Source organism: Pseudomonas sp. GW531-T4, from assembly GCF_017349615.1.
In the GTDB taxonomy this organism is placed as follows: Bacteria; Pseudomonadota; Gammaproteobacteria; order Pseudomonadales; family Pseudomonadaceae; genus Aquipseudomonas; species Aquipseudomonas chlororaphis_I.
Genome location: NZ_JACMZT010000059.1, coordinates 20558 through 33847, shown reverse-complemented (window position 1 = coordinate 33847; position 13290 = coordinate 20558). Strand labels below are relative to the sequence as shown.

Here is a 13290-nt window from a genome sequence, read left to right as displayed (position 1 = left end):
TTGCACGCGCACCTCGAACCCATCGCAACGGCCACTGGCCGGTGATGCCAGGTACAGTTCGCCGCCCACGCCGTGAACGATGCTCTGGGCAATCGCCAGCCCCAGGCCGGAGCCGCTGGCCTCGCTGTTGCCGCGGACAAAACGCTCGGTCAGGCGTTGCAGCACTGGCGGCGGCACCACCGGTCCGCCATTGACCACCCGCAGGCAACCATCGGCGCCAAGGCTGACGTCTACCGGCTGCAACGGATCGCCGTACTTCAGGGCGTTTTCGATCAAGTTGCGCAGCAGGATGCCAAAAGCGTCCGGGTCGATGGCAGCACACACCCGGGCCATCTCCGGCAACTGCAGCCGGATGCGCGGCGCAGCGCCGCGATTCCATTCCTCCACGCCATGGGCCAGCAGCGGAATCAAGTCCTCGGGGGTTTCGGACAACAGCCCGCCGCCCTCGGCCTTGGCCAATTGCATAAGTTTTTCCGAGAGCCGGGCCAGCTCCCGCAGGGCGTTCTCGATCTTCGCCGCCCGTAGCTGCAACGGCCCCTCCGGGGCTTCGTGGCGCAGGCGCTGGATCTGCGCCAGGGTCGCCGCCAGGGGCGTGCGCAATTCATGGGCGCTGTTGGCGGTAAAGCTGCGCTCGGTTTCCAGGGCTTTGCGCAGGCGCTCCAGCAGATGGTTGACCGCTTCGGCCAGGGGATCGATTTCCGCCGGCAGGCGCGCCACCTTGATCGGTGACAGGTCGCCCACACCCCGGGCCTCCACCGCTCGCCGGTAGGCCAAGACGCTGCGCAGGCTGATGCGCACGAACAGCCAGGTGCCCAGCAGGCTGATGGGAATCAACCCGAGCAAGGGCACCAGCAAGGCGAACAGCGCCTCCCGGGAAGCTTCGCGGCGCTGGGCCAGGGGCTCGGCGATCTCGATGACGATCGAGTCGTTCTCGGCGCTGGCGCTGTACAAGCGGTATTTGCCTCGGGTGGTAAACCCCGGGCTGGGCCGGTGGCTGAAGATCTTCAGCTTGGCGTCGTGGGAGCGCATCAGAATCTGCCCCTCGGCGTCGCGCACCACGTAGGTCAGGTATTCGCTGTCCATCTTCAGGGTCGCCACATGTCGGGCCCGGCGCGGCCCGGAACGGTTGCCGATTTCCAGCGCGGCCAGGGGCAGGATGCGCTGGGCCGTGGCTTCCAGGGCGCTGTCGAAGGTTTCTTCCAATTCATGCTGGACCGCCAGCCAGGTGCCGGCGGTGGCCCCCAGCCAGAGCAGGGTCATGCCCAGGGTCAGCCCCAGGCTCAGGCGTTTTTGCAGGCTGGTCGGACGCTTCATGCGGGCATCAGCCGGTAGCCCATGCCGCGCACGGTTTCGATCAGTTCGCGCCCGAGTTTCTTGCGCAGCCGGCTGATGTAGACCTCGATGGTGTTGCTCTCGATTTCCGCGCCGAAGGCATACAGCCGCTCCTCCAGCTGGGACTTGGAGAGCAAGGCGCTGGGGCGCTGGACAAAGGCTTCGAACACCGCCCACTCACGGGCGGTGAGATCGATGATGGCGCCGCCGCGCTGCACGGTGCGGGCGCTGATGTTCACTTGCAGCTCGCCGAGGCGGATCTGCGGGTTGGGGTTGCCGCTGTAGCGCCGGGCCACCGCCGCGACCCGCGCCGACAGCTCAAACAAGTCGAAGGGCTTGACCAGGTAATCGTCGGCACCGGCGTTGAGCCCGGCGATGCGCTCGGAAATCTGGTCCTGGGCGGTGAGGATGATCACCGGCGTCACGTCCCCGGCACCGCGGCGCTGGCGCAGGAATTCCAGGCCGCGCCCGTCGGGCAGCATCAGGTCCAGCAGGATCAGGTCGTAGGCTGTGCTGGCGACACTGGCCCGGGCCTGCTCCAGGCGCTGCACCCAATCCACGGCGTGGCCATCGTCGGCAATCTGCTCGCGCACCGCTTCCCCGAGTACCGCCGCGTCCTCGATCAATAACACCCGCATGACGCCCTCCCCTGATCTGTGTGGTGACGCACCTTAACCGCCGAACCTGACGCCAACCTGAAGATTCAGCTGGCCATCAAAATCCTCATCAGGGTAGCCACACGCGCCCCCCGACAGCCGGAGCCAGATCATGAAAAGCCCATTCGCCCGGCCTCGAAGTTTTTTCAACGTCCTTCAGGTTGCTGTCAGCTAAGCGGCTCAGGCTGCAGCCACATCACTTGAAAAGGACACCCTCATGAACAAGCTTGTCGTCGCCAGTTGCCTCGCCGCGGTTCTGGCCTTGCCCGGGCTGGCCCAGGCCCGTGAAGTGACCCTGACCACCCGCCTGAAGGACTACAGCGGCAATGGCGCTTACCTGGCGATCTACCTCACCGACGCCAATGGCACCTACCAGCAGACCCTGTGGGTCGCCGGCAAGAAGGCCAAGTACTACAAGCACCTGCCGGACTGGGCCCGGGGCAGCCGCATGGCCGCCGCCCAGTACGACGGCATCAGCGGTGCCAGCGTCGGCAGCGGCGAGACCCTGACCGTCAGCGCCGAGCTGGCGGACAGCCTGATCGACGCCGGGTATCAGATCCGCATCGACAGCGCCGTGGAGGACCAGCGCGATGTCCGCGCCGACGTGGTCCTGCCCCTGACACTCCAGGGCGCAGGCCAGCCGGCCAGCGGCAGCACCTACGTGCAATCCCTGCGCTACGACCTGTAATGCCCACGCCGTCAGGAGGCACAACCATGTTGCGCTCGTTGCACTCGATTCCCGGGCTGATCGCCGCCCTGCTGGTGATGCTGCTGGCCATCAGCGGCGCGACCCTGGCACTGAACCCGGCGCTGGAACGCCTGCACACACCCCAACCGGCCGTGGCGCAAGTCTCGGTCGGGCAACTGGCCGGACGCATTGCCGGCCATCTGAGCGGGATCGAGCAGATCCGGCGCACGCCCTCGGGCTCGGTGATCGTCTACCACAGCCAGGACGGCCAGGCGCTGGCCAGCACGGTCGACCCGCTGACCGGCGCAGTGCTCGGGCCCTACGCACCCTCAGTGTTTGCCCGTTGGGTCAAGGAACTGCACCGCTCGCTGTTTCTCGACACGACGGGCCACGCCGTATCGGCCCTGGGCGCCCTGGCGATGCTTTTGCTGGCGTGCTCCGGTGCCGTGTTGCTGGCCCGCCGCGTCGGCGGCTGGGGCAACCTGCTGCGGCCCTTGCGGGGCAGCTTCAGCCAGCGCTGGCACGCCGAGCTCGGACGCCTGACCACCCTGGGCCTGCTGCTGTCGGCCCTGAGCGGGTTGTACCTGTCGGCCGGCACCTTCGGCTTGATTGCCGACGGCAGCCAGGCCGAACCGGCCGTCCCCACCCTGCTCAGCGCCGGCCCGGCCTTGCCGGTGGCCAGCCTGCCGGCGTTGCAGGCCCTGGACCTGAATGACCTGCGCGAGCTGGTCTACCCCAGCCCTGGCAACCCCCATGACCTGTACAGCCTGCGCACCACCGCCGGCGAGGGCTATGTCGATCAGGCCAGCGGCGCCCTGCTGTCCTTTCAGCCCTACGCCGGCGCGCATCAGGCCTATGAGCTCATCTACCGGCTGCACACTGGCGAAGGCCTGTGGTGGCTGGGCCTGCTGCTGGGGACCTGCGCCCTGGGCGTGCCGCTGATGAGCGTTACCGGCCTGTGGCTGTGGTGGCGTCAGCGCCAAGGCGCCACGCCGATCCACGACAACAGCACGGCCGCCAACGCCGACTGCGTGATCCTGGTGGGCAGCGAGAACAACAGCACCTGGGGCTTTGCCCACACCTTGCACCAGGCCCTGGTGATGGCCGGGATCAAGGTCCACAGCGCGCCGATGAACCAGTTGCAAAGCGACTACCCCAAGGCGCGCCACCTGCTGATCCTCACGGCCACCCACGGCGATGGCGATGCCCCGGCCTCGGCCACGGCTTTTCTCGCGCGCCTGGGGCAAAACCCGCCGGGGCCGGGGCTGCCATTTGCCGTGCTGGGTTTTGGCGATCGCCAGTTCCCACGCTTCTGCGGCTTCGCCGAGCAAGTGCAGAACGCCCTGGCCGCCAGCGGTGCGCGCCCCCTGCTGCCCCTGGACTGCATCCATCGCCAGTGCGCCCAGGAGTTCCAGCGCTGGGGCCAGGCGCTGGGAGCGGCCCTGGGGCTGGAGCTGGACTTGCAGCACCACAGCCAAACCCCGCCCAGCCATGACCTGGAGCTGGTCGAATCCGTGGCCTATGGCGCCCAGGTCCAGGCACCGACCCGGATCCTGCGCTTCAAGGCCCCGGCCGACGGCAGCGGCCAAGGCTTGCCCGAATTCCAGGCCGGCGACCTGGTGGGCATCCTGCCCCCCGGCACTGCGCAGCCGCGTTTCTACTCCCTGGCCAGCAGCAGCGCCGACGGGGTCCTGGAGATCTGCGTGCGCAAGCACCCTGGTGGCCTGTGCTCAGGCTTTCTCCATGACCTGCAAGCGGGAGCGCGGATCCAGGGCTTCATCCAGCCCAATCCGCAATTTCGCCCCGTCCAGGGCTCGCAACCGGTGATCCTGATCGGCGCCGGCACCGGAATCGGCCCCCTGGCGGGCTTTATCCGCGGCAACCGGGCCCGGCAACCGATGCACCTGTACTGGGGCGGGCGCCACCCAACCTCGGACTTCCTCTACGAGCCGGAACTCAAGGGCTATCTGGCCGACCGACGCCTGACCGCCCTGCACGCGGCCTTCTCCCGGGTCCCGGCGCGCGGCTACGTGCAGGACCGGCTGCTCGCCGATGCCCTGGCGCTACGCCGGCTGGTGGAAAAAGGCGCCCAGGTGCTGGTCTGCGGCAGCCGGGACATGGCCAAGGGGGTGATCCAGGCCCTGGACGAAGTGCTGGCGCCGCTCAACCTCAGCGTACTGACCCTCAAGGCCCAAGGACGTTACCGTGAAGACATCTACTGAAACCGCCGGACTGCAACGCTACAGCCTCAACGGCCCGACCATGGGCAGCCGCTACACCGCGCTGTTCTATGCCGCCCCGGGATTCGCTACCCGAGACATCGCGGACCGCCTGGCCCAGGCGGTGGAACGGGTTGAGCAACAGATGTCGAGCTGGAACCCCACGTCCGATCTCAACCGACTCAACTCGGCGCCCAGGCACCACTGGGTCAGCGTGCCCAGGGAACTGATGAACGTCATCACCACGGCGCTGCGGGTCAGCGAGCAATCCGCCGGGGCCTTCGAGATCGCCGTGGGTGAACTGGTCCAGGGCTGGGGCTTCGGCCCCACGGCCCGGACACTGGATCAGCCGGCGCTGGCCGAGCTGGGCCGGCAGCGCCTCGCCCCCGCCAGCTACGGCCTGGAGCTGCAACCCCGGCGCCACCGCTTGCGCAAGCGGGCCAAGCTGCGCCTGGACCTCAATGGCATTGCCAAGGGTTTTGGCGTCGATGAACTGGCGCGCGCCCTGGAAGCCTCGGGCATCCGTGACTATCTGGTGGGGATCGACGGCGAAATGCGCGCCAGGGGCAGCAAGCCCGCCGGGCAACCCTGGACCGTGGCCCTGGAGAAACCCCTGCGTGGGGTCCGCCAAGTCATCGGGGTGATGGAGCTGAGCAATGCGGCCATTGCCACCTCCGGCGACTACCGACGCTGGGTGGAGATCGCCGGGCAGTCCTATGCCCATACCCTCGACCCGGCCACCGGCGCGCCCCTGGACAACCGCCTGGCCTCGGTCAGCGTGGTGGCCGCCAACTGCATGCTGGCCGATGCCTGGGCCACCGCGCTGCTGGTGCTCGGCGAAGTAGAGGGACCGCGGTTGGCCCAGGAGCGCGGCATGGATGCCTTGTTCGTGATCCGCGACGGCGCGCAGTTGCGGGAAGTGTCTATCGTGGGCGGACAGTTGCAGGCGCAGATCGAGACCCGCTGAAGCCGGTGTCTGTTGCCCCGATGAAACTCATGTACCGGCACTGCGAACGGCACGCTAACGACCGCATCGGTTGGCCGCGAGCTTGGTGGTTGGCCCTTGCGGTGGGAGCCCAGCGTGGCGCCATGGATCGGCGGCATGTCCCTGATGTTCCTCGCTGGCAAGGTGAGCCTGGAGGCGTATACTTTGGCAAATTTTGTCAAACGTGGACAAAACCATGAGTACCATGAACATTTCCCTGCCAGAAGCCCTCAAGGCCTTCGTCGACGATCAGGTCAGCCAGCGGGGCTACAGCACCAGCAGCGAGTACGTGCGGGAGCTGATCCGCAAGGATCAGGATCGACAGCACCTGCGCGGCCTGCTGCTGGCGGGTGCTGAATCGGCGCCTGGCACTCCCGTGGACGATCGTTACTTCGACGCGCTTCGCGCCAGAGTCCGCAAGGAATGAAGGCACAGCGGGTCATTCCAAGGGCCCTGGCCAATCAGGATGTAGAAGACGCTGTCGACTACTACCTGGCTCAACAGGCCGAGCAGGCAGCCTTGGGCTTCATCGACGACCTGCAAGCTGCCTATGCGCATATCGCCCGGCATCCGGCCTCAGGCCTTTCCCGCTACACCCATGAGCTCGATTTGCCAGGGCTTCTTTACTGGCCATTGAGTCGCTATCCCTTTCTGGTGTTCTACGCCCGGCACGACGACCACATTGACGTGTGGCGCGTCCTGCACGCCATGCGGGACATTCCCGCCTCACTGACGGAAAGCCCCGCACACGGATCGACCTGACGCGGACTACAGCGCCCCATCAGCGGTAAAGAACTGCCGCCCATCCCGCTTGAGCAGATCCAGCAGCAGCTGGGCCGCCGGCGACAGGTAGCCTTCGGTCCGTACCAGCACCACGATGCTGCGATGCATGCGGGTTTGCGCCAGCGGCACTTCCCGCAGGTGGGCGATGCCCTTGAAGTCGTCCAGGGTTTCCCGGGCCAGGAAGCTCAGCAGCCCGGTCTTGGCGATCAGCCGCGGCAGCAGGGAGATGGTGTTGGTCTCGATCTGCACCGAGGGCAACGGCAGCTTGTGGCTCTGAAACACATTGTCGATCCAGCGGCGGGCCGAGACCCCGGTTCCCGGCAGCACCCAGCGGTAGTCGCACAGGTCGCGCAGGCGCATCGGCGTGTCGAACACCGGGTGGTCGCGGCTGGCCACCACCACGGCCTGGTCTTCGAACAGGGTGTGGTGGCTCAGGTGCGGGTCGCCCTCGAACAGCGGGCAGATCACCATGTCCAGGCGCCCCGAGCGCAGGGACTCGCGGAGCACGTCGTCCTGGCCGATCACCAGGTTCAGGGTGATGTCCGGGGCGCGCTCCAGCAAGGTCGCGGTCATCTGCGGCAACAGGTGCTCGGCCATGCTGGCGGCGCACCCCAGGCGGATATTGCCGAGCACGCCGCTGGCAAAATCGCGCACCTCGCGATGGGTCTCGGCGATGTTCTGCTGCAACTGCCGGGCGCGCTGTTGCAGCAACAGGCCCACCGCCGTCAGCTTGATCCGCCGCCCGTCGCGCTCGAACAGCTTGGTGCCGAAGGACTCCTCCAGGCGCTGGATGCTTTTGGTCAGCGCCGGCTGGCTGCGGTTGAGCTTCTGCGCCGCGCGCCCGAGGTGGCCGAGCTCGGCGATGGTTTCGAAATAGGTCAGGTCGCGCAGGTCCATGATCGATAAACCAGAGTTATTAGTTGATCACAATTAGAAACTGGACTTGATCAATTGCGCTATCAATAATTTGCTCCGAAGCGCTGGTAGCAACGGTCCCGCAACAGGAACGGCCAGCGCGCTGGAGAATGCCCTTGCCTCGTCCCTCGCCTTTGTCCCTGTCCGCCTGGCCCCTTGCCCTGCAATGGCTGGCGCTGCTGATCCTCGCCGGCAGCGCCGGGCAGTTGCTGAAACACTTCGAAGTTCCCGCCGGACAGTTCCTCGGGCCGATGCTGGTGGCCATCGGTTTCGGCGTCAGCGGCGCCAGCATCCGCGTGCCGCGCCAGGCCTTCCGCCTCGGCCAGGGTTCGGTCGGGGTCCTGGCCGCCCACTCCATGACCATGGCCGTGCTGGCCTCGATGGCCCAGTCCTGGCCGGTGATGCTGTTCGCCACCCTGCTCACCGTCTGCCTCAGCGCCCTGGTCGGCCTGGCGCTGGTACGCCTCGGCGGCCTGCCGCCCAGCACCGCGGCCTGGGGCACCGCGCCGGGGGCAGCCTCGGCCATGGTGGCGATGGCCGACGATTTCGGCGCCGACTCGCGGGTGGTGGCCACCATGCAGTACGTGCGAGTGGTGTGCGTGGTGATGATCGGCGCCCTGGCCAGCCACTGGATCGGTGTCCCGGCCGGCGGCAGCCAGGCCCACAGCACCGAGGTGGTGCTGCAGACCTTCACCCTGCTCAACCTCGGCCTGACCCTGGGCATCATAGTGCTCGGCGTGCTGCTCGGTTCACGGGTGCCGGCCGGCGCCCTGCTGGTGCCGCTGCTGATCGGCGGCGCGCTGCAGATCTCCGGGCTGCTGCACATCATCCTGCCCGGCTGGCTGCTGGCCCTGGCCTACGGCGCCATCGGCTGCTACATCGGCCTGCGCTTCGACCGGCCGACCCTGCGCTACGTCTGGACCCGCCTGCCGGCGATGATCTTTGGCGCGGTGCTGCTGATCGCCCTCTGCGCGCTGTCGGCCTGGCTGCTGGCGCACTGGCTGGACAAGGACTTCCTCTCGGTCTACCTCGCCACCAGCCCCGGCGGCCTGGACGCCATGACGATCATCGCGGTGGACACCCACGCCGACGTCGGCCTGGTGCTGGCCATGCAGACCCTGCGGCTGTTCGCGGTGATCGTCAGCGGCGCTTTTTTCGCCCGGCTGATCATCAGGTGGTCGCGCTGAACCCGGGAGCCGCGCGTCTTTAAACACTCTGAAATAGTAAATCCGAGCGCCATCCCTCCTTCCCTGGCTCCGTCGCCAGGCGCCTGAATACGGGCGTCAAGGCGCCGCCCAGCAGTGCCCAGGGCCGTTTCGCCAGCGGCCCGGGAGCTTATTTCCCTGTCGAATAAGAAACGTCTTGCCGCCGGCTGTTGTTACCATGGCGCACATTTGCATGACGATTTAATGACTGGCAGGTTTTTCGTGAATTTCATCCGGCGTGTTTTCCATCATCCCCTGGCCCCCCTCGGCGCACTGCTGAGCCTGGTGCTGCTCGTGCCCCTGGTGGCGCGTGCGCTGCTCGGCTGGTCCGACCCTTTGGGTTATCTCTCGGACCTGGGCACCGCGGGCCTGTTGACCCTGCTGCTGTACCGCCGGCCCTGGTGGCTGGCCTTGCCGGTGCTGTTGGTGTGGGCCCTGCTGAGCATCGCCAGCGCCGAGCTGGTCAGCGCCGTGGGCCGCCTGCCCAATGCCTCTGACCTGCATTACCTGTTCGACCCGCAGTTCGTCGGCAACTCCACCGGCGGTGGCCTGGCTCATCCCTGGCTGGCCGCGGCGCTGCTGTCCGGCCTGGCGCTGTGGCTGGCCGTGCAATGGGCGGCCCGCGGCACCCGCGCCCCGCGCTTGCCGCGCCATGCCTGGACCGCCCCGGCGCTGCTGTGGCTGGCCCATGGCGGCGTGCAATACCTGAACCCCAGCGAAGCCGATCAATGGCGCCTGTTCAACCTGCCGCACCAGTTGCTCGCGGCCGCCGCCGGCCAGGGCCAGGTGCAGCTGGAACAATGGCTGGAAGGCGATGTGCCCGAGCTGCCGGTGCAGATGGCCGGCCTGACCCAGCTCGACCTCGACGGCGAGCCATTGCTGGCCGCCCCGGGCCAGGCGCGCAACGTGCTGGTGATCGCCCTGGAAGGCATTCCCGGCGCCTATATCAAAACCAACCGCGACGCCCTGCACAGCCGCTACCAGGACAACCTGATGCCCAAGCTCGGCGCCTGGGCCGAACGCGGCATGAACACCCCGGACTACGTACTGCACAGCCACCAGACCATCCGCGGCCTGTACGCCATGCTCTGCGGCGACTACGACAAGCTCGACAACGGTACGCCCAAGGGCATCGAGCTGCTGACCCAAAGCCAGCGCAACCAGGCCTGCCTGCCGGCCCAGCTGCGCAAGCAGGGTTTCAATACCCATTACCTGCAAGGCGCCGGCCTGCGCTTCATGGCCAAAGACAAGATCATGCCGCACATCGGCTTCGACTCGACCCACGGCCTGGAGTGGTTCAGCAACGCCAACTACCTGGACTTCCCCTGGGGCAAGGACGACAAGGCCTTCTTCGAAGGCGCGCTGGAGTATGTCGGCCAGCTGAAAAAACAGAAGCAGCCGTGGATGCTCACCCTGCTGACCGTCGGCACCCACCAGCCCTACTCCGCGCCCGAGGAATACCTCAACCGCTTCGACACACCCAAGCAGGCCGCGGTGGCCTACCTGGACGACGCCATCGGCGAGTTCATGGACCAGCTGGAGCGCCAGGGCGTGCTGAAGGACACCCTGGTGGTGATCACTTCGGATGAGTCCCACGGCATCGATGGCGTGCGCCTGGCCTCGTCCTGGGGCTTCAACCTGATGCTCGCCCCGGAACAGGCGCAACTGCCCAGACTCAAGTCCGGGACCTACGGCCATGTCGACCTGAGCGCCTCGGTGCTCGACTACTTCGGCTTCCAGGTGCCGGACAGCCTCAGCGGCCGCTCGCTGTTTCGCGACTACGCCCTGGGCCGGGAAATCATGTCCTACACCAACGGCAAACTGCGTTATCACGATGGCCAGGGCACCCTGACCGAATGCGATTTCCAGCAGCGCTGCCGCTACTACGCCAGCACCGGTTTCATCGCCGACAGCGCCACCTTCAAGGGCCAGTACGGCGGCCTGCGCGCGCGCCAGATCAGCGCCCGGGCCGAGGGCCTGGACCGTACCCTGCTGCAATCGCCGCTGAACCTGCACTACCAGTTCGGCAGCCCGGCGATCATCCCGCTGCAAGCGCAGATCAAGGACGACTGGGCCGACAACCTGATCGGCGCGCAGTACCTGGAAATGCCCAAGGGCTCGCTGACCCGCGTGCGCTTCACCGTGCGCTCGGCCGACCCGCAGCAGAACGCCTACATCCTGCTCAAGGGCAAGGAGCGCGAGCAGGACGTGCCCCTCGGACTGCCGGAAGAGATGCTGGTCACCCCCGACCAGCCGCTGGAAATGGACTTCAGCTTCGCCAACCCGGAATCGCGCAAGGCCTTCTCCTTCCACCTGCTGGGCTACGGCCTGGGCGCGGTGGAAGTCAGTGACTTCAGCGTGATCACCGAACTGCCGGGGCAAGAAGAAACCAGCGAAGAACCCCAGGACGACAGCGCGCAGTCTTCCTGAATCCCCGCCCCGGGAAGCTGGACGGCAGCACAGCCATCCAGCTTCCGCGCCCTTGTCTAAACTCCTCGTCAGGCACAAGGTATGGCCTCGCTGCGGACCGCAGCGCCACCACCAGAGCATGAGGACGCACATGACCGACACCCTGGACACCCCTCTGGAGCAGTTGCAGCGACTGATGGCCGAGCGCCCCTTCATGGTCCTCACCGGCGCCGGCATCAGCACCCCTTCGGGGATTCCCGACTACCGCGACAACGACGGTGTGCGTCGCGGCAACCAGCCGATGATGTACCAGGAGTTCCTGGCCGAACCCAAGGCCCGGCGCCGCTACTGGGCGCGGGCCATGCTCGGCTGGCCGCGGATCCGCCAGGCGCGGCCGAACGCGGCCCACGAAGCCTTGGCGCATTTGCAGGCGCGACAGAAGATCGCCGGGGTCATCACCCAGAACGTCGACACCCTGCACGACCAGGCCGGCAGCCGCGACGTGATCGAACTGCACGGCAACCTGCACCGGGTGGTCTGCCTGGACTGCACGCAACGCAGCGATCGGCAGGCGATCCAGCAGTTGCTGGAACTGCACAACCCCTACCTGACTGGCGTCGACGCGGTGCAGGCACCTGACGGCGACACCCTGCTCGACCCGGTATTCGAAGAGCGTTTCCAGGTGCCCCGCTGCCCTCATTGCGATGGCGAACGGCTGAAACCGGATGTGGTGTTCTTCGGCGAAAACGTGGCCCAGGCCACCGCGGCCAAGGCCCTGCACAGCGTCGAGCAGGCCGCCGGCCTGCTGGTGGTGGGCTCGTCCCTGATGGCCTATTCGGCCTTTCGCCTGTGCAAGGTCATGGCTGACCAGGGCAAGCCGCTGATCGCCATCAACTTCGGCAAGACCCGCGCCGACGAGCTGCTGGACCTGAAGATCGCCGCCTCCTGCGAACAGCTATTGCCGCTGCTGGCCGAACGCCTGAGCTCCTAGGAAACCACCGCCAGGCGCTCGGCCAGACCGGCCCCGCGCAGAATGTCGAACAGCGCCTGGGCGGCACTGGACAGCTCATGCCCGGGCTTGGTCAGCACGCCGATGGCGCGTTCCACCACCGGGTCGCGCAGGGTGATGCAACGCGCGCCCAGCTCGCGCATCTGCCCGGCGCACAGGGCCGGCACCGCGCTCACGCCGAGGCCGCTGGCGACCATGCGCCCCACCGTCGCCAACTGATGGCTTTCGAATTCCACCGGCAACTTCATCTGCCGCGCCAGCAAATGTTCTTCGAGCATCACCCGCACCGTGGACGGCCGTTGCAGGGTGATAAAGGGCTGTTCCAGCAACGACTGCCAGTCGATGTCCTTCAGGTCGGCCAGGGGTGAATCGCTGGGCACCACGGCGACGAAACGGTCGATGTACAGCGGGGTGAATTGCAGCGATGCGCTTTGCTGCGGCTCGAAGGCCACCCCCAGTTCCACCTGGCGGTCGCGGACCATCTCCAGCACCTGCTCGTTAATCACATCGTTGACCGTGACGTTGACCTGCGGGTAACGCGCGCGAAAGGTCTTGAGGATCGGCGGCAGCAGGTTGCCGGCAAAGGACGGCATGGCCGCCAGGGTCACCCGCCCGCGTTGCAGGGTGAAGCGCTGGCGCAGTTCGTCCTCGGCGTTGTCCCAGTCGGCGATCAGGCGCCGCGCCAGGGGCACCAGGGCCTCGCCTTCCGGGGTCAGGGCGACGTTGCGCGTGTTGCGGCTGAACAGCCGCCCGCCCAGGCCGTCCTCCAGGGCCTTGATGGTCAGGCTCAGGGCCGACTGCGACAGGTGCAGGCGCTCGCAGGCCACGGCGAAACTCAGGCTCTGGGCCACGGCCAGGAAGGCGCGGATCTGTTTCACGGTCATTCGGAGCTCCAAGAGAGAGGCAGCTGCAAGCTAGATGCGGCTTGCGGCTTGCGGCTTGCGGCTTGCGGCTTGCGGCTTGCGGCTTGCGGCTTGCGGCTTGCGGCTAATTATCCTGTTTTATAAATCAATCAACCTTAAAAATAAACTTAACAAATGAATGCCTCGGCGCAACACTGCGGCTCACTCTCTTCATACGGCCGGCCAG

At 66.9% G+C, this 13290-nt stretch carries 12 protein-coding genes; 8 read left to right on the top strand and 4 right to left on the bottom strand.

Annotated features, from left to right (window positions below; genetic code table 11):
• Nucleotides 1-1314: ATP-binding protein (locus tag J4D28_RS28455; RefSeq protein ID WP_207246500.1), on the bottom strand; the 1314-nt coding region annotated here is incomplete at its 3' end.
• On the bottom strand, nt 1311-1970 hold the full coding sequence (locus tag J4D28_RS28450) for a response regulator transcription factor (RefSeq protein ID WP_009048278.1): 660 nt from the start codon (nt 1968-1970) through the stop codon (nt 1311-1313). The genes J4D28_RS28455 and J4D28_RS28450, both read right to left, overlap by 4 nt.
• 235 nt (nt 1971-2205) lie before the next feature.
• Between J4D28_RS28450 and J4D28_RS28445 the strand changes: the two genes are divergently transcribed.
• The 5 genes from J4D28_RS28445 to J4D28_RS28425 all read left to right on the top strand — a co-directional run bounded on the left by J4D28_RS28445 (nt 2206) and on the right by J4D28_RS28425 (nt 6642).
• Nucleotides 2206-2676: a DUF2271 domain-containing protein gene (locus J4D28_RS28445; RefSeq protein WP_009048277.1), complete on the top strand. Its 471-nt coding sequence runs from the start codon at nt 2206-2208 to the stop codon at nt 2674-2676.
• 26 nt (nt 2677-2702) lie between these two features.
• Entirely contained in the window at nt 2703-4898 is a 2196-nt protein-coding gene (locus J4D28_RS28440) for a PepSY domain-containing protein (protein WP_009048276.1), read from the top strand.
• Nucleotides 4882-5862 carry an FAD:protein FMN transferase gene (locus tag J4D28_RS28435; RefSeq protein WP_009048275.1) on the top strand — a complete coding sequence of 327 codons (981 nt, stop codon included), beginning with the start codon at nt 4882-4884 and terminating at the stop codon, nt 5860-5862. The genes J4D28_RS28440 and J4D28_RS28435 overlap by 17 nt, the downstream gene beginning before the upstream one ends.
• Nucleotides 5863-6076: 214 nt before the next feature.
• Nucleotides 6077-6307, top strand: coding sequence for a type II toxin-antitoxin system ParD family antitoxin (locus J4D28_RS28430; RefSeq protein ID WP_009048274.1), 231 nt, complete (start codon nt 6077-6079; stop codon nt 6305-6307).
• Nucleotides 6304-6642 carry a type II toxin-antitoxin system RelE/ParE family toxin gene (locus J4D28_RS28425; protein WP_009048273.1) on the top strand — a complete coding sequence of 113 codons (339 nt, stop codon included), beginning with the start codon at nt 6304-6306 and terminating at the stop codon, nt 6640-6642. The genes J4D28_RS28430 and J4D28_RS28425 overlap by 4 nt, the downstream gene beginning before the upstream one ends.
• Before the next feature lie 6 nt (nt 6643-6648).
• On the opposite strand, the gene J4D28_RS28420 is transcribed toward J4D28_RS28425, so the two are convergent.
• Nucleotides 6649-7560, bottom strand: a complete 912-nt coding sequence (locus J4D28_RS28420; protein WP_009048272.1) for a LysR family transcriptional regulator — start codon at nt 7558-7560, stop codon at nt 6649-6651.
• A 128-nt stretch (nt 7561-7688) separates the two neighbouring features.
• Here J4D28_RS28420 and J4D28_RS28415 point away from each other — a divergent pair, with 128 nt between their 5' ends.
• From J4D28_RS28415 to J4D28_RS28405, 3 genes are all read left to right on the top strand, one after another.
• On the top strand, nt 7689-8765 hold the full coding sequence (locus tag J4D28_RS28415; RefSeq protein WP_009048271.1) for an AbrB family transcriptional regulator: 1077 nt from the start codon (nt 7689-7691) through the stop codon (nt 8763-8765).
• A gap of 222 nt (nt 8766-8987) precedes the next feature.
• Nucleotides 8988-11213, top strand: a complete 2226-nt coding sequence (locus J4D28_RS28410) for an LTA synthase family protein (RefSeq protein ID WP_050999726.1) — start codon at nt 8988-8990, stop codon at nt 11211-11213.
• 130 nt (nt 11214-11343) lie between these two features.
• Nucleotides 11344-12183, top strand: a complete 840-nt coding sequence (locus tag J4D28_RS28405) for an NAD-dependent protein deacetylase (protein ID WP_009048269.1) — start codon at nt 11344-11346, stop codon at nt 12181-12183.
• Here J4D28_RS28405 and J4D28_RS28400 read toward each other — a convergent pair.
• A complete protein-coding gene (locus J4D28_RS28400; RefSeq protein ID WP_009048268.1) occupies nt 12180-13085 on the bottom strand; it encodes a LysR family transcriptional regulator in 906 nt (301 codons plus the stop codon). The genes J4D28_RS28405 and J4D28_RS28400 overlap by 4 nt on opposite strands.
• Nucleotides 13086-13290: the final 205 nt, after the last annotated feature.

Coding starts and splice junctions, on each gene's coding strand:
- J4D28_RS28450 (WP_009048278.1), bottom strand. CDS start 1,970: ATGCGGGTGTTATTGATCGAGGACGCGGCGGTACTCGGGGAAGCGGTG.
- J4D28_RS28445 (WP_009048277.1), top strand. CDS start 2,206: ATGAACAAGCTTGTCGTCGCCAGTTGCCTCGCCGCGGTTCTGGCCTTG.
- J4D28_RS28440 (WP_009048276.1), top strand. CDS start 2,703: ATGTTGCGCTCGTTGCACTCGATTCCCGGGCTGATCGCCGCCCTGCTG.
- J4D28_RS28430 (WP_009048274.1), top strand. CDS start 6,077: ATGAGTACCATGAACATTTCCCTGCCAGAAGCCCTCAAGGCCTTCGTC.
- J4D28_RS28425 (WP_009048273.1), top strand. CDS start 6,304: ATGAAGGCACAGCGGGTCATTCCAAGGGCCCTGGCCAATCAGGATGTA.
- J4D28_RS28420 (WP_009048272.1), bottom strand. CDS start 7,560: ATGGACCTGCGCGACCTGACCTATTTCGAAACCATCGCCGAGCTCGGC.
- J4D28_RS28415 (WP_009048271.1), top strand. CDS start 7,689: ATGCCCTTGCCTCGTCCCTCGCCTTTGTCCCTGTCCGCCTGGCCCCTT.
- J4D28_RS28410 (WP_050999726.1), top strand. CDS start 8,988: ATGACTGGCAGGTTTTTCGTGAATTTCATCCGGCGTGTTTTCCATCAT.
- J4D28_RS28405 (WP_009048269.1), top strand. CDS start 11,344: ATGACCGACACCCTGGACACCCCTCTGGAGCAGTTGCAGCGACTGATG.
- J4D28_RS28400 (WP_009048268.1), bottom strand. CDS start 13,085: ATGACCGTGAAACAGATCCGCGCCTTCCTGGCCGTGGCCCAGAGCCTG.